Source organism: Rhizobacter sp. AJA081-3 (assembly GCF_017795745.1).
GTDB lineage: Bacteria > Pseudomonadota > Gammaproteobacteria > Burkholderiales > Burkholderiaceae_C > Piscinibacter.
In genome coordinates this window covers 1,894,417-1,914,062 of sequence record NZ_CP059067.1, presented here as the reverse complement: position 1 = coordinate 1,914,062, position 19,646 = coordinate 1,894,417, and the positions used below count along the sequence as shown (strand labels likewise).

Genomic DNA, 19,646 nt, shown 5'->3' with positions numbered 1-19,646 from the left:
TCGTGCTCCCTGTTTGTCAGCCGCCGCAGCCGCCGAGCGTGACCTTGATTTCCTTCTGCGCGAAGAGCACCTTGTTGTCGGCGGTGATCACCACGGCGATCACGTTGGACGACTGGCCCATCTTCACGCGGGTGGAGATGTTGGGCTCCACCGCATCGGTGACGTCGAACAGCGCCGCCAGCATCGACGGGTTCTTCTCGACCAGCAGCAGCATGCGCTTGGCGCCGGCCAGCGTGGTCGACGCGCCCACCGGCACCACGGCGCCGTTCTCGGCGATGTCGGGGCCGGTGATGGTGACGTCCTTGCTCTCGGCGGGGCCCGAGGTGCCCAGCGCCTTCATCAGGTCGCCCATGGTCTTGGCATCGAACGCAGCCTGCGACCAGGCCGCCTGCGCCGCCTGGGGCAGCAGCCCCAGCCCTGCCAGCGCGGCAGCCACGGACGCACTGCGCGTCAGCATTTCTCGACGGGTTTGCATCGGGGGCCCTCCTCGGCGCGGATGTGCTCAGCCTGGCCGGCATGGTGAACCGGCACCCCCTGAAACCCCATTACCCAAATGGGCTATCAGGCCTCACCCATCGCGGTAATAGACGCTGGGGAGGGCTTGCCGCGCTAATAGGCTCCGCACTGGAGACACGCATGAACTTCGACAAGGAATTCGACGCCTCGGGCCTCGCCTGCCCGTTGCCCATCGTCAAGACGAAGAAGTCGCTCGCCGACATGGCCCCGGGCCAGGTGCTGCGCGTCGTCGCCACCGACCCGGGCTCGGTGTGCGACATGGCAGCCTTTGCGGAACAGACCGGCAACGCGCTGCTCGAATCGGGCTCCGAAGGCGGCAAGTACGTGTTCTTCCTGCGCAAGGCCTGAACCCATGGCCACCAAGAAGATGGCGATCATCGCCACCAAGGGTGCGCTGGACATGGCGTACCCGCCGCTGATCCTGGCCTCCACCGCGGCAGCGCTGGGCTGGGAAGTGCAGGTGTTCTTCACCTTCTACGGCCTGCAGCTGCTGCGCAAGGACCTGAGCGGCATCGCCATCAGCCCGCTGGCCAACCCGGCCATGCCGATGCCCGTGCCCATGCCGGTGATCGTCTCGGTGCTGCCCGGCATGCAGGCCATGGCGACCTCGATGATGAAGGCGAAGATGAAGAAGAAGGGCGTGGCCTCGCTGACCGAGCTGCGCGACCTGTGCCAGGAAGCCGAGGTCAAGTTCATCGCCTGCCAGATGACGGTGGACCTGTTCGAGTTCGACAAGGCCGACTTCATCGACGGCATCGAGTACGGCGGCGCGGCGACCTTCATGAAGTTCGCTGGCGAGACCGACGTCTGCCTGTTCATCTGAGGCGCACCATGAAACGCCTGCTGACGGCGCTGCTCGCGCTGCTCGGGTTGCTGGGCGCGCCCGCCTGCTTCGCGATCGGCCCCTACCTTTCCGGCACGGCCCTGCCGGCCGGCGACCTGCCCGCGCTGATGGCGCAAGTCGAGCAGAAGCTGCAGTCCGATGGCTTCAAGGTCGTCGGCCGCCACCTGCCGCGCGGGCTGCCCCAGCAGGGCAGCGTCGTCGTCACCGATGCGAAGCTGCTCGACGCGGTGCGTGCCGCCGGCGGGCCGGCCATCGTGGCAGCGGCGATCCGCGTCGGCGTGAAGAGCGACGGCACGGTGTCGTACATGAACCCCGACTACTGGGGCCGCGCCTACCTGCGCGGCCAGTTCGACGCCGCGCAGCCGGCGATCCGCTCGGTGCGCGAGCGCCTCGCCCATGCGCTGGGCTCCGGCGCAGCCTTCGGCGGCGACGTGCCCGAGGCCGAGCTGGCGAACTACCGCTACATGTTCGGCATGGAGCGCATCGATTCGCCGCGCAACGAGCTCAATGCCTTCGGCAGCTTCGACGAGGCGCTGCGGACGGTGCGCGACAACCTCGCCAAGGGGCTGGGCCAGACGGCGCCTGTCTACGAGGTGGTGATGCCGCAGGCACAGTTGGCCGTGTTCGGCGTGGCGTTGAACGACGCCGAGTCCGGCGAAGGCTGGTGGGTGAGCACCATCGGTGCCGACCACGTGGCGGCGCTGCCCTACGAGATCTTCATCGTCGGCGGCAAGGTCTACGCGCTCTACGGCCGCTACCGCATCGCGCTGTCGTGGCCGGCTCTGGGCATGGGGCAGTTCATGCGCATCGTGCGCGCGCCCGACGCCATCCACCACACGATGGGGCGCCTCGCCGGCGCGCCGGCCCCCTGACGACGACCCCCGAGGAGCACGACGATGGAGCTGGCCACCCAACCCGCCACCGTGGTGATCTGGGGCGGCTTCGCCCTCGCCTTCATCTTCGGGGCGGTCGCCAACCGCGCCAACTTCTGCACCATGGGCGCGGTATCCGATGTCGTCAACATGGGCCACTGGGGGCGCATGCGCATGTGGCTGCTGGCCATCGCGGTGGCCATCGTCGGCGCCAACCTGCTCGGCCATGCCGGGCTGATCGACCTGTCCAAGAGCATCTACCAGCGCCCGACGCTCAACTGGCTGTCGCTGCTGCTCGGCGGCGCGGTGTTCGGCGTGGGCATGTCGCTGGCCGGCGGCTGCGCCAACAAGAACCTGATCCGCGTCGGCGGCGGCAGCGTGCGCTCGCTGGTGGTGCTGACCTTCCTGGCCATCTCGGCCTACATGACGCTCAAGGGCCTGTTCGGCCAGTGGCGAGCCAGCTGGCTGGACCCGGTGTCGCTCGACCTCGCCCGCTTCGGGCTGAAGGACCAGAGCCTGGCGTCTATGCTCGCGAACGCCAGCGGCCTGGCGCCGAAGACCGCCCTGCTCGCGGTGATGGCCGCCGTCGCCGTGCCGCTGCTGCTGTTCGTCTTCATGGACCGGCGCTTCCGCGCCAACCCGACGCAGTGGCTCGCGGGCCTGACCATCGGCGCCATCGTCACCGGCGGCTGGTACGTATCGGGGAACCTGGGCTTCGGCGAGAACCCGGACACGCTGGAGACGGTCTACTTCGCCACCAACACGCGCACCATCGAGTCGCTCAGCTTCGTCGCGCCGCTGGCCTACAGCCTGGAGCTGCTGCTGATGTGGACCGACAAGTCGCTGCACCTGAGCTTCGGCATCGCCACCGCGCTGGGCGTGGTGCTCGGCTCCGCGGCCTGGGCGCTGGCCACGCGCAGCTTCCGCTGGGAAGGCTTCGCCTCGCTGCAGGACCTGCGTGACCAGCTGATCGGCGCCATGCTGATGGGCTTCGGCGGTGTCACCGCGATGGGCTGCACGGTGGGCCAGGGGCTCACCGGCGTGTCGACTCTGGCACTCGGCTCATTCGTCGCGCTGGCGGGCATCGTCGGCGGCGCCGCGGCCACGCTCAAGTACATCACCTGGCGGGCCGAGCGCGAGGCCTGACCCGCCGTCCGGCCGAGGAGCCGCACCATGAAGAAACTGATCATCGCCCTGCTGGCACCTTCCGCATTGCTCGCGCTGCCGGCGCTGGCCGCAGAAGAGGCCTGGGTCGCCGAAGCGCGGGCCGTGGCCGGCTCGGTGCCGCCCAAGCTGCTGTCGGTGCTGACCGAGGAGATCAAGCAGTCGGGCCCCGAAGGCGCGATCGCCATGTGCCGCGACGAGGCCCCCAGGCTGGCTCGCGCGGCCTCGCAGGAGACCGGCTGGGCGGTACGCCGCGTGAGCCTGCGCAACCGCAACCCGAAGGCCGTGCCCGACGCCTGGGAGCAGGCCGCGCTGCTGGATTTCGACCGCCGGGCCGCGGCCGGCGAGAAGCCGGCCACGTTGGAGCGGGCCGAACTGGTGCAGGAAGACGGCCGCGCGGTGTACCGCTACATGCGCGCACTGCCCACGCAGGAGCTCTGCCTGGGCTGCCACGGCACGGACGACCGGCTCAGCCCCGCCGTGAAGGCGCGGCTGGCCGCGCTCTACCCCGACGACAAGGCGGTGGGCTACGGACTCGGCCAGATCCGCGGCGCGATGACGATCAAGAAGCCGCAGTGAACAAGAACTAGCCGCGGCAGACCGCCTGCGACGACGAGAGCAGCGCCTCGATGTGCGTTTCGGCGGCCGCCGCATGCTGCGCATGCAAGGCCAGCACCTGCTCGGCCAGCCGCGTGAAGTGCAGCGCACCGCGCCCGGTGTGGGCCTGCAACGCCCTGCCCGCATCGCCCGCACACCAGGCCTGGTAGGCATCGACCAGCGTGGGGAACAGCTGGCGCCGCAATCCGTCGAAGCCGGCGAACCAGAAGTGGATCGACGCGGCCGAGCCCTCGGCCAGCAGCGTGGGCAGGGTGTGCGTGAAGTCGGCGATGTGGTCGCGCACGGCGCGCACCAGCAACTCGGTGCGCCGATCCTGCAGCGCCAGGCGCATGGCCGCCCAGCCGGGTTCCAGCCAGCGGCCGGCGCGGTGCTCACCGAGCTCGTGCAGCACCAGGGTGCGGCTCTGCTCGTCGAGCAGGCGTGGCAGCGCGGCGTGGAAATCCTCCTCGAGGCCGTAGGCGCGCGACACGGCACGGAACGGCCCGTCGAGCTTCTTCAGGCCCAGCGCTTCGAACTTCTCCCACAACCAACGCGCCATCGATTCGCGGCGCAACACGATGCGCTCGCCCTGCAGCGCCGCGGGCGGCGCCAGCAGGCTGCGGGCAAACTCGCGGCCGCACACCTGCAGCGTGACACCGTCATCCAGGGTCTGCAGGTGGTCGAGCTCGGCGATGAAGAAGACCGGCCGCTGCGGCCCGACCAGGCCCGCCCCGTAGACCAGGCCGTGCGGCTGCAGCAGCGCGTTCAGCGCCGCCACGTCGAACGCATCGAATTCGCTGCCCTCGCCCACGGGCAGGCGCACGAAGTCGCGGTCTTCCAGGTCGGCCCAGTGTGCCTCACGACGCGCCAGCCACTGCCCCACCGCCTCTCGCGACAGCGCCGCACCCAGCGGCAGGCCCTTCTCCCAGCGGTAGAACTCGCGCATCTGCAGCAGGAAGGTGCACAGGCTCAGGTCGGCGGCGTGGCGCGCATCGGCGATGTGGCAGTTGGTCTGCACCGCCTCGATGAGGGGCTGAAGCTTCATGCGACGGGGCCAGGGCGACGCCGGCGCGGCTGCCAGGCCGCGATGGCATCGACCATCGCTCTCCAGGGCAGGTCGAGCAGGCTGCCGTGGCGCTCGTGCGCCAGGCCGATCATGCGGTGCACGTCGTCTCCCGGTGCTTCCAGGATGTGCTGCAGGGCGATCAGGCCGCCGCATTGCAGCTGCAGCGCCTTGACGTGCGTCAGCGGCGAAGGCGGGCGCGGCAGCCGCAGCACGAAACCGGCACGTTCACGCAGCAAGGCGGACAGCGTCGTGCAGTTGGCATGCGCGACCGGCGAGCCGCAGGTCATGGCATCCGTCTCGCCCATCGCATGGCGAGTGGCCAGCTCGCAACTGGCCGAGCGCGCCATCAAGGCCTTGGTGAACACGCAGGCCGATGGCCCGTGGCAGCACGACGAGGCCGCGGAACCCCGGTCGTCCATCCCGTGGCCCTCAGTCGTCACCGCTCGGCCCGGCTTCGCGGACCTGGCCGAGCAGGTCTTCGGCCTGCAGTTCGTTGTCGGCGAACATGACCTTCACCTTGCCCGGCGTGCCCGGTGGGTCTGTCGCACGCAGTGCCTTGGCCTCGGCGGACGCCTCGCGGAAGCGCTCGAACTGGTTCAGCTTCTTCAGCACGCCCAGCGGCATGACGCGGTACAGGTAATAGGGCACGGGATGAATCTCCGGTTCACACGTAGCGCTTGGAGGCGCGGCGCCGCCCGGGCAGCGCCTTCTGGATGACCACGCCGCGCAAGGCGGCGAGGTCGGGCAGCGGCGTGGCGGCGTAGGCGGGGTTGAGCGGCTGCAGTCGCCAGCCCTCGCCCTCGCGGCGCAGCTGGCGGAAGGTCCACTCCTCGCCGACGAAGGCGAGCACGAAGGAGCCGTCGCGGGTGGCGCCATCGGGCTCGACGACGATGATCTCGCCCTCGTTGAACTCCGGCACCATGCTGTCGCCCAGCACCATCAGCGCGAACGACTCGCTGCCGCTGTCGCAGCCGCTCATCACAGCACCTCCGTGCGGATCTGCCCGGCCGCGACGCCGGCGGCGCGCAGTTCATCGTGCAGCCTGTGCACGAAAGCTTCGGGCCCAGCGAGGTAGAAGTCGCAGGCGATGTCGAACAGGTCGGCACGCATCGCCTGCGCGAGCTGCCGTGCGCCGGCGGAGACGTCGCTGTGGTACGCGAGGTGGTGCTCGAAACCGTCCAGCGCCGACGACCAGGCACGGCACTGGTTGGCCAGGAAGTGGCCGTCGGGCCGCGTGGCCAGCCAGAACAGCGACAGCGAGGGCGCCTCGTCGCGCGCCAGGGCATGCTCGATGAGGCTCTTCACCGGCGCGAAGCCGAGGTCGCAGGCTGCGAACACCAGCGGCCGCTCGTCGCTGTCCAGCACGAACTCGCCCACCGGCCCCCACAGGTCGATCGATGCGCCGGGCTGCAGGCCGCCGTCGAACACCTGGCGAGAGAACGAATCGTCGGCCTCGCGGGCGACCAGGAAGAGCAGATTGCGGTCGTCGCAGGGGCAGCTCGCCACCGGCAGCGTGAGGTGCGTGTCGTCCTTGCCCGAGTTGCCGCCGCTCAGGCCGAGCGTCACCGACTGGCCGGCGAGGAAGCGCAGCCGGTGCGTGCGGGGCGTCTGCAGGTGCAGCATGCGCGTGTCGGCGCCCAGTTCGCGCACCTGGCGCACGGTGGTGACGATCTGCTGCGGCGCGATGTCACGCGGGCCACCGGCCTCCAGCGTCTCCAGCGTCAGCTCGCTGCTGGCTGCCGTGTGGGCGCACATCAGCGTGTAGCCCTGCGCCTTCTCGGCCTCGGACAGCGGGTAGTCGGTGTGCTGCACGCGCGCCACCTCGCCGTCGATGACACGCACCTTGCACATGCCGCAGGTGCCGTTGCCGCAGCCGTAGTTGAGCTTCAGGCCGGCGCGCAGCCCCGCCTGCAGCAGCGTGTCGTGGCCCTCCACGCTGAACTGGTGGCCGCTCGGGCGCACCGTCACCTGGGCACACATCACCTTGAGCATGTCGTCCATCACGTCCAGCCTGTCGACGGGTTCGGTGGCGAGCGCGCGGGCCAGGCCCGAGCTCGCCTGGGCGAGGAGGCGGCGCAGCCCCTCGTCCTGCGGCGCCGCTTCGGACTGCGCACGCGCGGCGTCGCGCAACTCCAGCACCAGCGCGTGGTAGCACTGCAGGTGGCGGCGCAGGTTGGCCAGCTCCTGGCTCTGGCGGAACAGCCGCTGCGCCAGCACCTCCTGGCTGGGCAGGATGCGCTCGCGCACGCGCCGGCCGAAGGCCTCGTCCTTGATCTGAACGACACGCTCGAGCAGGCCGCCGTCCTCGAGCTGGGCCTGCGGGTACAGGCGCAGCAGTGCATCGGTGGAGACCATGCCGTCGGACAGCGGCAGCTCGCCGTTGCGCACGCGCTGCTGCAGCACGCCGCGGGGCACGCCCACGAGGTGGGCGGCGCGCCAGACGGTGAGCCATCGGGACATGAGCGGCTCGTCTCAGTCCGGCTCGGCGACACGATCGAGGTAGCGCGCTCGATAGAGAAGGCGCGGGCGCTGCGGGTCGTCGATGAAGGCGTCGCGGTCGTGCAGCACGTTGTTCGACACCAGGCCCATGCCGGGTTCCAGGTGCACGCACAGCACCGGCGCCGACGGGCTGGCCAGCAGCGCCTCCAGGCAGGCCACCGCCGCGCGCGTGGCGGCGTCGTCCTTCCACTCGATGCTGCGCGTGCGCGCCGTGTAGCGCATGTGCAGCTGGCCCAGCGCATCGACGCTGAACACCGGGCCGGACTGCGCCGGCCGGGCCACGCCCGCTTCATCGGTGCGCGCCGGGATGGTCATCGCGTCGTCGGCCATCAGTGCGTGCACATGGGCCGGGTCGGCGTCGCGCAGCATCAGGTAGGCGAGCTCGTGGTCGAGCAGGTGGTTGCTGCCGCCGCTGGCGGCGGGTCGCACGCAGTGCAGGATCATGCCGCGGATGGCGCGCTGCGGCGGGTGGTAGTAGCCGTCGGTGTGCCACCTGATGGCGCGGTTGGTGTACGGGATGAAGGCCGCCGCCGGGCCGGCACCCTCGCGCACGGTGATCGGCGAGATGCCGTCCTCGTCGGCCAGCCAGTTGGCATCGAGCCGCTGCAGGCCGAGCTGGCGGCCGAGCTCGCGGGTCAGCGCCTTGTCTTCGCCCGTGGCCGGGCTGCGATAGAGGACCATGTTGTGGCGCGCGCAGCGATCGAGCAGCGCCGTGCGCTCCGCCGGGGTGAGCGCCAGCGGGTCGCGCAGGCTCACCGTGAGCAACTCGGCGCTGCGCGGCAGGTCGGCCAGCTTGGCCTCGCGCCAGTCGCGCCAGGCACGGTCGTCGTCGAGGTCGAACGGGTTGCCCGCGACGCCGCCGGTGCGTGGCGTGATCGGGGCCGGCATGGCGTTCATCGTCAGTCTCCACTCAGCGAGCCGCGCCGCGCGCTGCGCGGCTCGGTCGAGAACACACCCTGCATCGAACGCTGCAGCATGCCCACGGCCTCGGGCACCTCGGCCGCCATCACCTGGTCGATGACCCAGTGGCGATCCTTCTCCGGCACGGTGGCCTCGAGCCGGCTGCCGAGATAGCGCACGAAGGCGAAGTCGGGGCCATCGGGCTCGCTCCAGCCGAACTCGGCGTAGTGCGAGGACAGCGCATTGAACTGGTCGATGAAGCGCTCGCGGTAGTCGTCGCCTTCGACCGGGCCGAGCAGGTCGGCCTCGTTCTCGCGCAGGATCTCCGCCACCCGCAGCACCAGCGCGGTGGTGAACGGCGTGCGTGCCTCGGCGCCCAGCTGCGCATAGGCCATGCGGTCGATGCCGCACAGGAGGAACACCAGCACCTCGCGCACGAAGCCGAAGTAGGCCGGCCCGGCGTCGATGTCGAAACCCGCCTCGCGCATGCGCTTGAGCATGTTGATCGCCACGCGCCAGGCGATGAAGGCCATCGCGCTGGCGGTCTGCTCCGGGCTCTTCGGCTGCTCGGCCTTGAACCAGTGGGCCTTGATGCGCAGGTTGGTGGCCATGATGTGGGCTCAGTACCCGCCCTTGCCCAGCGGCTGCGGCAGGCCGGCCACCTTGGCGCCCTGCTTGGCCGGGCCGGTGGGGAACAGGTCGTACAGCGCCTTGCTGTCGCAGCCGGGCATCACCGCGCCCAGGCCCTTGAGCATGTTGCGGAAGTTGGGCGTGTGGCCGTGCTCGCGGTACTCGTCGCGCAGGTAGTTGACGACCTTCCAGTGCTCGTCGGTCAGCGTGATGTTCTCGGCGGCGGCGATCACGCGCACCACCTCGTCGCTGTAGTCGGGTTCGAGCAGGTAGCCCTCGCCGTCGGTCTCGAGTTCGGCGCCGTTCACGGTGTAGCTCATCGTTCAGGATCTCCTCGTTCAGGTCACTCAATCGCCCACGGCGGCGGCCGACTTGTGCGGCACGAACACGCCGCAGCCCAGCAGCCGGTGCGCCCCCAGGCCCTGCTCCAGCACCCGCAGCGCCGCCGCGGCGCGCAGGCCGTGCAACATCAGGCTGAAGCCGTGCAGCGGCCGCTGCGGGCCGCGCCATTCCTGTTCGCGCCCGCAGACGCGGTGACAGCTCACGTCGAGCTGCTGCAACTCGGCGCCGACGGCGTCGAGGAAGGCAGCCTCGTCGGCCTCGCCCGCGTCGACGAAATGCGCGTACAGCGTGGTGTGCGGCAGCAGCTCGCGCAGTTGCGGTTCGCCGAGTGTGAGCTCGTGACCGGCCACGCGCAGCGTGCGGCCGGCCAGTGCGTGCAGCTCGGCGGCCCGCTCTCGCGCCACGCGCAGCATCAGCCGCGAGCGGGCCGACAGCAGCGCCGGCTCGCCGCTGCCGTGCACCAGCTTCACCGGGTGCACCGCGGCCTGCGGGTCGTCGGCGAGCCAGGGCAGCACCGCCGCGACAGCCTGCGCGAGCGCGAGACGGTGGTCGCGAGGCAGAGCGTGGCCTTGCAGGGGGAAGGCCACGTCGACGCGTGCGGCTGCAGCGGTGTTCATCGCGCCTGCTGCGAATCTGCCCAGCGCAGCAGGGCCTGCCCCCACGCCGCCGCCGTCTGCGCGTCGATCTCGAACACGGTGAAGCGGCTCTTCTCGCGGATGCGGGTGCGCAGCAGGCTCATGCCGCCGGCCTCGAAGTCGATCTGCTGCAGCTCGATCTCCTGTCCGCCCAGGGGCACGCGCAGCTTGTCCAGCGGTGTCACACGGGTCATGACGCTCTCCAATGCCTCGCCATTGAGCGCGGCAGGGGCACGGGGCGTCTATCACCGCGACGGGTAAGCCCCGCATAACCCTTTTGGGTAATGCCTCGGCACCCAACCAGAGTGATGGCGCGCGCCGGGGGGGCTGCCTAGGATCCGTCCACCCAAGGAGACATGACCATGGCCAAGAAGATGCACGACACGCCGATGCTCGACCAGCTCGAGAGCGGACCCTGGCCCAGTTTCGTGACCGGCCTGAAGCGGCTGGCCAAGGACAAGGACTACATGGTCGACCTGATGGGTCAGCTGGAGACGTCCTACCGCACCAAGAAGGGCTACTGGAAGGGCGGCACGGTCGGCGTGTTCGGCTACGGCGGCGGCGTGATCCCGCGCTTCACCGAGCTGAAGGACGAGAACGACAAGCCGGTGTTCCCCGACGCCGCCGAGTTCCACACGCTGCGCGTGCAGCCGCCCGCCGGCATGCACTACAACACCGAGGTGCTGCGCAAGATGTGCGACATCTGGGAGCGCCACGGCTCGGGCCTGATCGCCTTCCACGGCCAGTCCGGGGACATCATGTTCCAGGGCGCCAAGACCGACAAGGTGCAGGACGCCTTCGACGAGCTCAACGAGCTCGGATTCGACCTCGGCGGCGCCGGCCCGGCGGTGCGCACCTCGATGAGCTGCGTCGGCGCGGCGCGCTGCGAGCAGAGCTGCTACGACGAGGCCAAGGCGCACCGGCAGGTGATCAACACCTTCCTCGACGACATCCACCGCCCGGCGCTGCCCTACAAGTTCAAGTTCAAGTTCTCGGGCTGCCCGAACGACTGCATGAACTCGATCCAGCGCTCGGACATGGCCGTCATCGGCACCTGGCGCGACAACATGCGCACCGACGAAGGCCTGGCGCGCAAGTGGTTCGATGCCCACGGCATGAACGAGCTGGTCAACAACGTGATCTCGCGCTGCCCGACCAAGACCATCCTGCTCAAGGAGGTCAAGGACGTCGCCCAGGGCCCGACCATCTCCAGCGTGAAGATCAGCGACAGCCACGCGCTGGAGATCGACAACAGCAACTGCGTGCGCTGCATGCACTGCGTCAACGTGATGACCGGCGCGCTGGCCAAGGGCACCGACACCGGCGCCACCATCCTGATCGGCGGCAAGCGCACGCTGAAGATCGGCGACCTGATGGGCACCGTGGTCGTGCCTTTCCTGCCGCTGAAGACCGAGGAAGACTACGAGGCGCTGGTCGAGCTCGGCCAGAAGGTGATCGACTTCTTCGCCGAGAACGCGCTCGAGCACGAGCGCACCGGCGAGATGATCGAGCGCATCGGCCTGGTCAATTTCCTCGAAGGCATCGGCGTGGACATCGACCCGAACATGGTCGCCACGCCGCGCACCAACCCCTACGTTCGCATGGATGGCTGGGACGACGAAGTCGCCCGCATCAACGCGAAGAAGACCGCCTGAGGAGCCCGAGACCATGGCCACGATGCGCACCCCCATCGAAAGCGGCGTGCCGGACAACCGGCCCTACCTGCACCCTGCCCTGCTGAAGAACTACGGCAACTGGCGCTACCACGACCGGCCGCGCCCCGGTGTGCTGCACCACGTCTCGCACAGCGGCGACGAGGTGTGGAGCGTGCGCGCCGGCACGCAACGGCAGATGGACGTCTACACCATCCGCAAGCTCTGCGACATCGCCGACACGTACGCCGAAGGGCATGTGCGCTTCACGATCCGCAGCAACATCGAGTTCATGGTGTCCGACCCGGCCAAGGTCGACCCGCTGATCGGCGCGCTCACCGAAGCCGGCTTCCCCGTGGGCGGCACCGGCAACTCGGTGTCGATGATCGCCCACACCCAGGGCTGGCTGCACTGCGACATCCCCGGCACCGATGCCTCGGGCGCGGTGAAGGCGCTGATGGACGACCTCTACACCGAGTTCATCAAGGAGGACATGCCCAACCGCGTGCACCTGTCCACCAGCTGCTGCGAGATCAACTGCGGCGGCCAGGCCGATATCGCGATCATCGTGCAGCACACCAAGCCGCCGAAGATCAACCACGACCTGGTGGCCAACGTCTGCGAGCGCCCCGCGGTGGTGGCGCGCTGCCCGGTGGCGGCGATCCGCCCGGCGCTGGTCAACGGCAAGCCTTCGCTGGAAGTCGACGAGAAGAAGTGCATCTGCTGCGGCGCCTGCTACCCCCCGTGCCCGCCAATGCAGATCAACGACCCGGAGTACTCCAAGCTGGCCATCTGGGTGGGCGGCAAGAACTCCAACGCGCGCGGCAAGCCGACCTTCATGAAGATGGTCGCCTCCGGGTTGCCGAACAACCCGCCGCGCTGGCCCGAGGTGTCGGAGATCGTCAAGAAGATCCTCTACACCTACAAGGAAGACGCCCGCTCGTGGGAGCGCATCGCCGACTGGGTGGAGCGCATCGGCTGGCCGCGCTTTTTCGAGAAGTGCGACCTGCCCTTCACCAAGTACCTGATCGACGACTGGCGCGGCTCGCGGGCCAACCTGAACGCGTCGACGCACATCAGGTTCTGAGATGAAGTTCGGCATCCTGCTCAGCGAAGGACCGTACACCCATCAGGCGGCGGACAGCGCCTGGCAGTTCTGCCAGGCCGCCATCGCCAAGGGGCATGAGATCCACCGCGTCTTCTTCTATCATGACGGCGTCTACAACGCGACCCGCCTCACCGAGCCGCCGCAGGACGACCGCCACATCGTCAACCGCTGGTCGGCGCTGAACGCCGAGCACAAGGTCGACTTGGTGGTGTGCGTGGCCGCGGCGCTGCGCCGCGGCATCAAGGACGAGGTGCTGGCGCCGGGCTTCCGCATCAGCGGCCTCGGCCAGCTGGTGGACAGCGGCATCAAGGCGGACCGCATGGTCACCTTCGGCGACTGAACGGAGCGATCGATGAAGAAGTTCATGTTCGTCAACCGCAAGGCCCCCTACGGGACGATCTACGCGCTCGAGAGCCTGGAGGTGGTGCTGATCGCCGCCACCTTCGACCAGGACGTCAGCCTGGTGTTCGTCGACGACGGCGTCTACGAGCTGACCAAGGGCCAGGACACGAAGGGCATCGGCATCAAGAACCACTCCAAGACCTATCGCGCCCTGGACGGTTACGACGTCGAGAAACTCTATGTCGAGCGCGAGTCCATGGAGGCTCGCGGCCTCGGCGAAGACGACCTGATCGTCGATGTCGAGGTGCTCTCGAGCACCGAGATGGCCGCGCTGATGGCCGAGCAGGACGTGGTCCTGAGCTTCTGAGGAGTGGCCATGCTGCACATCGTCAACAAGTCGCACCGCCAGACCAGTTCGCTCGCGAGCTGCCTGCGCCTGGCCCAGGACGGCCACGCGCTGCTGCTCATCGAGGACGGCGTCTACGCCGCCACCCAGGCCGGCGCCGCGTCGGCCGGGCTGGCCGAAGCGCTCAAGCGCCTGAAGGTCTACGCACTGCGACCCGATCTCGAAGCCCGCGGCGTCGCCGCGGCCCTGGCCGAGGGCGTCACCGCCGTCGACTACACCGGCTTCGTCGACCTCGTCGCCGAGCACACCAACAACCAGACCTGGCTCTGAATTTCAAGGAGATCGACATGGGCATCGAAATCAACGGCAAGAACTACGAAACCGACGAAGAGGGTTACCTCATCAACCTCGCCGAGTGGGACGAGGCGGTCGCCAACGTCATCGCCAAGACCGAAAACGTCGAGATGACGCCCAGCCACTGGGAAGTCGTCAACTTCCTGCGCGACTACTACAACGAGTACCAGATCGCCCCGGCCGTGCGCGTGCTGACCAAGGCGATCGGCAAGCAGCTCGGGCCGGACAAGGGCAACAGCAAGTACCTCTACGAGCTGTTCCCCTACGGCCCGGCCAAGCAGGCCTGCAAGATCGCCGGCCTGCCCAAGCCGACCGGCTGCGTCTGATACAGCGAGCCCACCGCGCGCGGAAGCGATTCGCATGTCAGCCCTCACGATCGCCTACGCGCTGCTGTTCTATGCGGCCACCGCGATGCTGGTGATCGGCGTCGCGCTGAAGATCCGCAGCTACCTGCGCACGCCCGCGCCGCTGAAGATCCCGACCACGCCAGCGCCAACCACGCAAGGCGGCGTGGCGCTGCGGCTGGCGCGCGAGGTGGTGCTGTTCGAGAGCCTGTTCAAGTCCAGCAAGTGGACCTGGATCTTCGGCTGGATGTTCCATGCCGCGCTGCTGCTGGTGCTGCTGCGCCACCTGCGCTACTTCCAGGAACCGGTGTGGACGCCGGTGCTGTGGGTGCAGTTCTTCGGCACCTATGCCGGCTTCGCGATGGTGGCCGGCCTGGCCGGCCTGTGGGCGCGGCGCTTCCTGGTCGATCGCGTGCGCTACATCTCCACGCCCTCGGACCACCTGCACCTGGCGCTGCTGCTGGCGATCGGCCTGTCGGGCCTGACGATGCGCTTCGTGGCGCACACCGACATCGTCGCGCTGAAGGCCTTCATGCTCGGGCTGATGCGATTCGACTGGCAGCCGCTGCCCGGCGACCCGCTGCTGCTGCTGCACCTCACGCTGGTGGCGCTGCTGATGTTCGTGTTCCCGATCAGCAAGCTGCTGCACGCGCCGGGCCTGTTCTTCAGCCCGTCCCGCAACCAGGTCGACAACCCGCGCGAAGTGCGCCACGTCGCGGCCTGGGCGGCCGCACTCGACAAGTAGAACCATGGCCACCGCCGCCTTCGAGACGCCCAAGCTCAAGCCCTACCCGGTGATCCCGCTGATCGCCGAGGGCTCGATGGCGCACAGCAAGCCCTACGTCGCTTCGTCGGCGATCCAGCAGAACATCGGCTTCCCCGGCGAACTGGCCGAAGGCTGGGAGCAGCGTGCCATCGCCAAGATGGGCGAGCTGCTGGGCAAGTACCGGTCCTTGCGCGTCTACATGGACGCCTGCGTGCATTGCGGCGCCTGCTCCGACAAGTGCCACTACTTCCTGGGCACCGGCGACCCGAAGAACATGCCGGTGGCGCGCCAGGACCTGATGCGCGCGGTGTACCGGCGCTACTTCACCTTCGCCGGCAAGCATTTCCCGAAGCTGGTCGGCGCGGTCGACATGACGAAGGACGTGCTGGACGACTGGTACGCCTACTACCACCAGTGCTCGGAGTGCCGCCGCTGCTCGGTGTTCTGCCCCTACGGCATCGACACCGCCGAGATCACCATGGCCGCGCGCGAGATCATGGACGCGGTGGGCCTGGGCCAGAAGTACAGCAACGAGATCATCGGCAAGGTCCACCGCATCGGCAACAACCTCGGCCTGCCCGGCCCGGCGCTGGAAGACACGCTGCTGGGGCTGGAGGAAGACGTCAAGGAAGACACCGGCGTCGACGTGCGCTACCCGCTGGACGTGCAGGGCGCCGAGGTGCTGCTGGTCACGCCCAGCGCCGACTTCTTCGCCGAGCCGCACGTCGAGAGCCTTATCGGCTACGGCAAGGTGTTCCACGCCGCCGGCATCAGCTGGACGCTCAGCTCGAAGGCCAGCGAGGCCGGCAACTTCGGCATGTTCATCGGCAACTACGAGCAGCTGCGCAAGATCGCGCTGCGCATCCGCGAGGCGGCGCTGGAGCTCGGCGTCAAGCGCATCGTGGTCGGTGAATGCGGCCATGCCTGGCGCGTGGCCTACAGCTTCTGGAACACGCTGGTGGGCATCGGCGCGGGCGGCACCGACCCCTTCGCGATCCAGCTGCAGAGCCAGCTCGACGGCCGCTACAAGCAGCCGATGCACATCTGCGAGCTCACCTACGACCTGATCCAGCGCGGCGCACTGAAGTTCGACAAAGAGAAGAACGACGACCGCATCATCACCTTCCACGACTCGTGCAACGTGGCGCGCGCCTCGCGCATGGGCGACATGCCCGGCGGGCAATTCGTGATCCCGCGCGAGATCATCAAGGCGGTGGCAAACCGGTTCCACGACATGGCGCCGGAAACCATCCACGAGAGCACCTTCTGCTGCGGAGGCGGCGGCGGCCTGCTGACCGACGACCTGATCGAGCTGCGCGTCAAGGGGGCGCTGCCGCGCATGGAGGCGCTGAAGAACGTCGTCGACCAGCACGGCGTGAACTTCATGGCGACGATCTGCGCGATCTGCAAGGCGCAGTTCAGCAAGGTGCTGCCCTACTACGGCTTCGACATGGGCATGGTCGGCGGCGTGCACCAGCTCGTCAGCAAGTCGATCCGGCTCGGCGAGCCGCACTGAACAGAACATCAGGAGACCATCCATGTCCGGTCCATCGCAATCGGTGAAGGCCCAGCCGCTGAACTTCCGCCGCTACAAGGACGGCGACGCGAAGCCGCTGCCCTGGCAGCAGGAGATCTTCGACGCCGACCATTCGCACAAGTGCCCGACCTACATCCAGAGCACGCCGCCCTGCCAGGGCTCGTGCCCCTCGGGTGAGGACATCCGCAGCTACCTGAACATCGTGCGCGGCATCGAGAAGCCGCCCGCCGGCGTGCCCTGGCAGGAGTACGCCTGGCGGCGCCTGACCGAGGCCAACCCGCTGCCCTCGGTGATGGGCCGCGTCTGCCCGGCGCCCTGCGAGTCGGGCTGCAACCGCAACGAGGTGGAAGACTTCGTCGGCATCAACTCGGTCGAGCATTTCCTCGGCGAGTACGCGATCGCGAACAAGCTGGCCTTCCCGAAGCCGGCGAAGCAGACCGGCAAGAAAGTGGCCGTCATCGGCGGCGGCCCGGCCGGCCTGTCGGCCGCCTACCAGCTGGCGCGCAAGGGCCACGCGGTGACGATCTTCGACGAGCGCACCGAGCTCGGCGGCATGATGCGCTACGGCATCCCGGGCTTCCGCACGCCGCGCGCGGTGCTCGACGCCGAGATCCAGCGCATCCTCGACCTCGGCGTCACGGCGCGCATGAACACGCGCATCGGCACCGACATCACGATGGAGCAGATCCGCGCCGAGCACGACGCGGTGTTCCTGGGCCTCGGCGCGCAGTCCGGCCGGCCGCTGCCGGTGGAAGGTTCGGACGCACCGAACTGCGTCACCGCCACCGCCTACCTGAAGGCCTTCAACGATGGGCGGCTGCGCCATGTCGGCAAGCGCGTGGTGGTGGTCGGCGGCGGCGACACCTCGATCGACGTGGCCACGGTGGCACGGCGCCTGGGCCACATCGAGCAGGCCCGCGAGAGCGACCGCCCCGAGCACGCCATCGCCGGCCAGGTGGCGCACGACGTCGCCGAGGTGACGGCGCGCCAGGGTGCCGACGTGACCCTGACCTCGATCTTCGCCGTCGACAAGATGCAGGCCAGCCGCCACGAGGTGGAGCACGCGCTGGCCGAAGGCATCGCGATCCGCGGCGGCCTGGCGCCGGTGAAGGTGCTGCGCGACGCCAGCGGCCGCGCCACCGGGCTGCGGGTGATCCGCTGCGAGGCGAAGATCGTCGGCGGCCGGCTCGAGATCAAGAACATCGAAGGCACCGAGGAAGACCTCGAGGCCGACCTGATCGTCTCGGCAATCGGCCAGGCGGTGGATTTCACCGGCCTGGAGTCGCTGAACAACGGCAAGGGCGGCATCGCCGCGGACAAGAACTACCAGGTGCAGGGCCAGCCCGGCATGTTCGTCGGCGGCGACGTGGTGCGCCCGCACCTGCTGACCACGGCGATCGGCCACGGCAACATCGCCGCCGACGGCATCGACCGACACCTGGCCGGCGAGGCGCTCGACAAGCGGCCGAAGATCGACGTGCACACCTGGGACATCCAGCGCAAGCTGGTCGAGAAGGGGCTGACCGTCAGCGAGGTGCACGAGCCGATCCACGGCACCGACAGCAGCAACGTGGCGATCCACAACTTCGACAACCGCTCCGACCGCTACATCATCCCGCACGAGGAGCTGTTCCTCGGCCACTTCCAGTACACCGAGCGGCACCGCCGCAAGATCGTCACGCTCAACGCCGAGCAGGCGCTGAACAACTTCGAGGAGCGGGTGCTGCCGCTCACCGAGGCCGAGGCGATCTCGGAGGCCAAGCGCTGCATGAGCTGCGGCCTGTGCTTCGAGTGCGACAACTGCGTCGTCTACTGCCCGCAGACGGCGGTGTTCAAGGTGCCGAAGTCGAAGTCGACCACCGGCCGCTACGTCGACACCGACTACAGCAAGTGCATCGGCTGCCACATCTGCAAGGACGTGTGCCCGACCGGCTACATCCAGATGGGCCTGGGGGAGTAGCACGGTGCACTGCGGCCTGTCGTGCCAAGTGATGCGCCACCCGCTGGCGGTGGCGCTCACCCTCGTGCTGCTGATCGCCACAGGCGCGGCCATGGCCGCCGAGCCGGACGGCCGCACGCCCAAGCCCGCCATCGAGCCGGCCACGGCCGGCACGCAGTGCGTGGCCGCGCCGGAGGTGATGCGGCGCGACCACCCTTCGATGCTCAAGCACCAGCGCGACGAGACCGTGCACCGCGGCGTGCGCGAGGCGAAGTCCAGCCTGAAGGGCTGCATCGGCTGCCATGCGAGCGCGGCCACCGGCAGCGTGGCGCAGGCGAGAACCGATTTCTGCAGCAGCTGCCACAGCTACGCGGCGGTTCAGATCGACTGTTTCGAGTGCCATTCGAGCAAGGCGCAGCGCACGACGGCGCTGGCCGGGACGGGCCGGCCATGAAGACGGGCGCCGAGCAGGGCCTCGCCGGCCGCCGCAAGTTCCTCGGCCTGGCCGCCGCCGGCATGGGCGGCGTGCTGCTCGCGCCGGGCATTCACCTGATCGAGGTCGCGCAGGCGGCCACGCCGGGCGCGCGCAGCAGCGTGCGCTGGGGCCTGCTGATCGATACCACCAAGTGCGCCAGCGGCTGCACCGATTGCGTGAGCGCCTGCAACACCGAGAACGGCCTCGACCCGCGCCCTTCGCCAACCTCGGCGCAGTGGATCCGCAAGGTCGAGATCAAGGAGATCAAGACCGGCCGCGCGTCCTCGGTGCCGGTGATGTGCCAGCACTGCGCCGAGCCGCCCTGCGTCGACGTGTGCCCGACGGGCGCCTCGTTCAAGCGCGCCGACGGCATCGTGCTGGTCGACCGGCACAGCTGCATCGGCTGCCGCTACTGCGTGATGGCCTGCCCGTACAAGGCGCGCAGCTTCGTGCACGAACCGGTCAGCGACCAGAAACCCGACGTGCCGCGCGGCAAGGGCTGCGTGGAGGGCTGCACGCTGTGCGTGCACCGCGTCGACAAGGGCGGCACGCCGGCCTGCGTGGAAGCCTGCGCCAAGGCCGGCCACCACGCGATGCTGTTCGGCGACCTGAACGACGCGGCCAGCGAGATCTCGCAACGTGTCAAGGCGGTGGCGAGCCGGCAGCTGCGTGCCGACCTGCGGCTCGATCCCGGCGTTCGCTACCAGGGGCTGTGACG

The 19,646-nt window shown here is 69.0% G+C and carries 27 protein-coding genes; 16 read left to right on the top strand and 11 right to left on the bottom strand.

Annotated elements, in window-relative coordinates:
- Positions 1–16 precede the first annotated feature (16 nt).
- Positions 17–475, bottom strand: coding sequence for a thiosulfate oxidation carrier protein SoxY (gene soxY / locus HZ992_RS09120; protein ID WP_209386345.1), 459 nt, complete (start codon positions 473–475; stop codon positions 17–19).
- A gap of 161 nt (positions 476–636) precedes the next feature.
- Here soxY and HZ992_RS09115 point away from each other — a divergent pair, with 161 nt between their 5' ends.
- Genes HZ992_RS09115 through HZ992_RS09095 form a run of 5 tightly spaced genes read left to right on the top strand, consistent with a single transcriptional unit; the run spans position 637 to position 3,975 of the window.
- Entirely contained in the window at positions 637–864 is a 228-nt protein-coding gene (locus HZ992_RS09115; protein ID WP_209386344.1) for a sulfurtransferase TusA family protein, read from the top strand.
- 4 nt (positions 865–868) lie between these two features.
- Positions 869–1,339: a sulfur carrier protein DsrE2 gene (locus tag HZ992_RS09110; RefSeq protein WP_209386343.1), complete on the top strand. Its 471-nt coding sequence runs from the start codon at positions 869–871 to the stop codon at positions 1,337–1,339.
- Between the two features lie 8 nt (positions 1,340–1,347).
- Positions 1,348–2,232: a hypothetical protein gene (locus HZ992_RS09105; RefSeq protein WP_209386342.1), complete on the top strand. Its 885-nt coding sequence runs from the start codon at positions 1,348–1,350 to the stop codon at positions 2,230–2,232.
- Positions 2,233–2,256: 24 nt separating this feature from the next.
- Positions 2,257–3,378, top strand: coding sequence for a YeeE/YedE family protein (locus HZ992_RS09100; RefSeq protein ID WP_209386341.1), 1,122 nt, complete (start codon positions 2,257–2,259; stop codon positions 3,376–3,378).
- A gap of 27 nt (positions 3,379–3,405) precedes the next feature.
- Positions 3,406–3,975, top strand: coding sequence for a Tll0287-like domain-containing protein (locus tag HZ992_RS09095; RefSeq protein WP_209386340.1), 570 nt, complete (start codon positions 3,406–3,408; stop codon positions 3,973–3,975).
- Between the two features lie 7 nt (positions 3,976–3,982).
- On the opposite strand, the gene HZ992_RS09090 is transcribed toward HZ992_RS09095, so the two are convergent.
- The 10 genes from HZ992_RS09090 to HZ992_RS09045 are packed head-to-tail and all read right to left on the bottom strand — an operon-like array spanning position 3,983 to position 10,259.
- Positions 3,983–5,038: an Sfum_1244 family protein gene (locus HZ992_RS09090; RefSeq protein WP_209386339.1), complete on the bottom strand. Its 1,056-nt coding sequence runs from the start codon at positions 5,036–5,038 to the stop codon at positions 3,983–3,985.
- Complete coding sequence (locus HZ992_RS09085) at positions 5,035–5,478, bottom strand: hypothetical protein (RefSeq protein ID WP_209386338.1); 444 nt, start codon at positions 5,476–5,478, stop codon at positions 5,035–5,037. Before HZ992_RS09085 ends, HZ992_RS09090 begins: the two co-directional genes overlap by 4 nt.
- Before the next feature lie 10 nt (positions 5,479–5,488).
- Positions 5,489–5,707: a hypothetical protein gene (locus HZ992_RS09080; RefSeq protein WP_209386337.1), complete on the bottom strand. Its 219-nt coding sequence runs from the start codon at positions 5,705–5,707 to the stop codon at positions 5,489–5,491.
- 16 nt (positions 5,708–5,723) lie between these two features.
- Complete coding sequence (locus HZ992_RS09075; RefSeq protein ID WP_209386336.1) at positions 5,724–6,038, bottom strand: S24 family peptidase; 315 nt, start codon at positions 6,036–6,038, stop codon at positions 5,724–5,726.
- Entirely contained in the window at positions 6,038–7,519 is a 1,482-nt protein-coding gene (locus HZ992_RS09070) for a 2Fe-2S iron-sulfur cluster-binding protein (protein WP_209386335.1), read from the bottom strand. Before HZ992_RS09070 ends, HZ992_RS09075 begins: the two co-directional genes overlap by 1 nt.
- A gap of 12 nt (positions 7,520–7,531) precedes the next feature.
- Entirely contained in the window at positions 7,532–8,455 is a 924-nt protein-coding gene (locus HZ992_RS09065; RefSeq protein WP_209386334.1) for a TauD/TfdA family dioxygenase, read from the bottom strand.
- Between the two features lie 2 nt (positions 8,456–8,457).
- Positions 8,458–9,069: a hypothetical protein gene (locus HZ992_RS09060; protein WP_209386333.1), complete on the bottom strand. Its 612-nt coding sequence runs from the start codon at positions 9,067–9,069 to the stop codon at positions 8,458–8,460.
- A 9-nt stretch (positions 9,070–9,078) separates the two neighbouring features.
- A complete protein-coding gene (locus tag HZ992_RS09055; protein ID WP_209386332.1) occupies positions 9,079–9,408 on the bottom strand; it encodes a TusE/DsrC/DsvC family sulfur relay protein in 330 nt (109 codons plus the stop codon).
- 27 nt (positions 9,409–9,435) lie between these two features.
- Complete coding sequence (gene cas6, locus HZ992_RS09050) at positions 9,436–10,047, bottom strand: type I-MYXAN CRISPR-associated protein Cas6/Cmx6 (RefSeq protein ID WP_209386331.1); 612 nt, start codon at positions 10,045–10,047, stop codon at positions 9,436–9,438.
- Positions 10,044–10,259, bottom strand: coding sequence for a DUF6967 family protein (locus tag HZ992_RS09045; protein ID WP_209386330.1), 216 nt, complete (start codon positions 10,257–10,259; stop codon positions 10,044–10,046). The genes cas6 and HZ992_RS09045 overlap by 4 nt, the downstream gene beginning before the upstream one ends.
- Before the next feature lie 168 nt (positions 10,260–10,427).
- Here HZ992_RS09045 and dsrA point away from each other — a divergent pair, with 168 nt between their 5' ends.
- The 11 genes from dsrA to dsrO are packed head-to-tail and all read left to right on the top strand — an operon-like array spanning position 10,428 to position 19,644.
- On the top strand, positions 10,428–11,720 hold the full coding sequence (gene dsrA, locus HZ992_RS09040; RefSeq protein WP_209386329.1) for a dissimilatory-type sulfite reductase subunit alpha: 1,293 nt from the start codon (positions 10,428–10,430) through the stop codon (positions 11,718–11,720).
- Positions 11,721–11,733: 13 nt separating this feature from the next.
- Complete coding sequence (dsrB, locus tag HZ992_RS09035; protein WP_209386328.1) at positions 11,734–12,804, top strand: dissimilatory-type sulfite reductase subunit beta; 1,071 nt, start codon at positions 11,734–11,736, stop codon at positions 12,802–12,804.
- Position 12,805: 1 nt separating this feature from the next.
- Positions 12,806–13,165 carry a sulfurtransferase complex subunit TusD gene (gene tusD, locus HZ992_RS09030; RefSeq protein WP_209386327.1) on the top strand — a complete coding sequence of 120 codons (360 nt, stop codon included), beginning with the start codon at positions 12,806–12,808 and terminating at the stop codon, positions 13,163–13,165.
- Between the two features lie 12 nt (positions 13,166–13,177).
- Positions 13,178–13,534: a sulfurtransferase complex subunit TusC gene (tusC, locus tag HZ992_RS09025; protein ID WP_209386326.1), complete on the top strand. Its 357-nt coding sequence runs from the start codon at positions 13,178–13,180 to the stop codon at positions 13,532–13,534.
- Between the two features lie 9 nt (positions 13,535–13,543).
- The gene (gene tusB / locus HZ992_RS09020) at positions 13,544–13,843 is read left to right on the top strand and encodes a sulfurtransferase complex subunit TusB (RefSeq protein WP_209386325.1); all 300 of its coding nucleotides are present in this window, start codon (positions 13,544–13,546) and stop codon (positions 13,841–13,843) included.
- 17 nt (positions 13,844–13,860) lie between these two features.
- Positions 13,861–14,193, top strand: coding sequence for a TusE/DsrC/DsvC family sulfur relay protein (locus HZ992_RS09015; protein ID WP_209386324.1), 333 nt, complete (start codon positions 13,861–13,863; stop codon positions 14,191–14,193).
- A 34-nt stretch (positions 14,194–14,227) separates the two neighbouring features.
- Positions 14,228–14,956, top strand: a complete 729-nt coding sequence (locus HZ992_RS09010) for a respiratory nitrate reductase subunit gamma (protein WP_209386323.1) — start codon at positions 14,228–14,230, stop codon at positions 14,954–14,956.
- 4 nt (positions 14,957–14,960) lie between these two features.
- Positions 14,961–16,493, top strand: a complete 1,533-nt coding sequence (gene dsrK / locus HZ992_RS09005; protein ID WP_209386322.1) for a sulfate reduction electron transfer complex DsrMKJOP subunit DsrK — start codon at positions 14,961–14,963, stop codon at positions 16,491–16,493.
- A gap of 22 nt (positions 16,494–16,515) precedes the next feature.
- Positions 16,516–18,474, top strand: coding sequence for an NAD(P)-binding protein (locus tag HZ992_RS09000; RefSeq protein ID WP_209386321.1), 1,959 nt, complete (start codon positions 16,516–16,518; stop codon positions 18,472–18,474).
- A 4-nt stretch (positions 18,475–18,478) separates the two neighbouring features.
- On the top strand, positions 18,479–18,907 hold the full coding sequence (locus HZ992_RS08995; RefSeq protein ID WP_209386320.1) for a hypothetical protein: 429 nt from the start codon (positions 18,479–18,481) through the stop codon (positions 18,905–18,907).
- The gene (dsrO, locus tag HZ992_RS08990) at positions 18,904–19,644 is read left to right on the top strand and encodes a sulfate reduction electron transfer complex DsrMKJOP subunit DsrO (RefSeq protein ID WP_209386319.1); all 741 of its coding nucleotides are present in this window, start codon (positions 18,904–18,906) and stop codon (positions 19,642–19,644) included. Before HZ992_RS08995 ends, dsrO begins: the two co-directional genes overlap by 4 nt.
- Positions 19,645–19,646: the final 2 nt, after the last annotated feature.

Bases quoted from the DNA above. Each gene is read 5' to 3' on its own strand.
- HZ992_RS09075 (WP_209386336.1), bottom strand. From the start codon at position 6,038: ATGAGCGGCTGCGACAGCGGCAGCGAGTCGTTCGCGCTGATGGTGCTG.
- HZ992_RS09110 (WP_209386343.1), top strand. From the start codon at position 869: ATGGCCACCAAGAAGATGGCGATCATCGCCACCAAGGGTGCGCTGGAC.
- tusB (WP_209386325.1), top strand. From the start codon at position 13,544: ATGCTGCACATCGTCAACAAGTCGCACCGCCAGACCAGTTCGCTCGCG.
- HZ992_RS09115 (WP_209386344.1), top strand. From the start codon at position 637: ATGAACTTCGACAAGGAATTCGACGCCTCGGGCCTCGCCTGCCCGTTG.
- HZ992_RS09060 (WP_209386333.1), bottom strand. From the start codon at position 9,069: ATGGCCACCAACCTGCGCATCAAGGCCCACTGGTTCAAGGCCGAGCAG.
- tusC (WP_209386326.1), top strand. From the start codon at position 13,178: ATGAAGAAGTTCATGTTCGTCAACCGCAAGGCCCCCTACGGGACGATC.
- HZ992_RS09015 (WP_209386324.1), top strand. From the start codon at position 13,861: ATGGGCATCGAAATCAACGGCAAGAACTACGAAACCGACGAAGAGGGT.
- dsrO (WP_209386319.1), top strand. From the start codon at position 18,904: ATGAAGACGGGCGCCGAGCAGGGCCTCGCCGGCCGCCGCAAGTTCCTC.
- HZ992_RS09070 (WP_209386335.1), bottom strand. From the start codon at position 7,519: ATGTCCCGATGGCTCACCGTCTGGCGCGCCGCCCACCTCGTGGGCGTG.
- cas6 (WP_209386331.1), bottom strand. From the start codon at position 10,047: ATGAACACCGCTGCAGCCGCACGCGTCGACGTGGCCTTCCCCCTGCAA.
- dsrB (WP_209386328.1), top strand. From the start codon at position 11,734: ATGGCCACGATGCGCACCCCCATCGAAAGCGGCGTGCCGGACAACCGG.
- HZ992_RS09085 (WP_209386338.1), bottom strand. From the start codon at position 5,478: ATGGACGACCGGGGTTCCGCGGCCTCGTCGTGCTGCCACGGGCCATCG.
- HZ992_RS09095 (WP_209386340.1), top strand. From the start codon at position 3,406: ATGAAGAAACTGATCATCGCCCTGCTGGCACCTTCCGCATTGCTCGCG.
- HZ992_RS09105 (WP_209386342.1), top strand. From the start codon at position 1,348: ATGAAACGCCTGCTGACGGCGCTGCTCGCGCTGCTCGGGTTGCTGGGC.
- HZ992_RS09100 (WP_209386341.1), top strand. From the start codon at position 2,257: ATGGAGCTGGCCACCCAACCCGCCACCGTGGTGATCTGGGGCGGCTTC.
- soxY (WP_209386345.1), bottom strand. From the start codon at position 475: ATGCAAACCCGTCGAGAAATGCTGACGCGCAGTGCGTCCGTGGCTGCC.
- HZ992_RS09055 (WP_209386332.1), bottom strand. From the start codon at position 9,408: ATGAGCTACACCGTGAACGGCGCCGAACTCGAGACCGACGGCGAGGGC.
- dsrA (WP_209386329.1), top strand. From the start codon at position 10,428: ATGGCCAAGAAGATGCACGACACGCCGATGCTCGACCAGCTCGAGAGC.
- dsrK (WP_209386322.1), top strand. From the start codon at position 14,961: ATGGCCACCGCCGCCTTCGAGACGCCCAAGCTCAAGCCCTACCCGGTG.
- HZ992_RS09000 (WP_209386321.1), top strand. From the start codon at position 16,516: ATGTCCGGTCCATCGCAATCGGTGAAGGCCCAGCCGCTGAACTTCCGC.
- HZ992_RS09090 (WP_209386339.1), bottom strand. From the start codon at position 5,038: ATGAAGCTTCAGCCCCTCATCGAGGCGGTGCAGACCAACTGCCACATC.
- tusD (WP_209386327.1), top strand. From the start codon at position 12,806: ATGAAGTTCGGCATCCTGCTCAGCGAAGGACCGTACACCCATCAGGCG.
- HZ992_RS09065 (WP_209386334.1), bottom strand. From the start codon at position 8,455: ATGAACGCCATGCCGGCCCCGATCACGCCACGCACCGGCGGCGTCGCG.
- HZ992_RS09010 (WP_209386323.1), top strand. From the start codon at position 14,228: ATGTCAGCCCTCACGATCGCCTACGCGCTGCTGTTCTATGCGGCCACC.
- HZ992_RS09045 (WP_209386330.1), bottom strand. From the start codon at position 10,259: ATGACCCGTGTGACACCGCTGGACAAGCTGCGCGTGCCCCTGGGCGGA.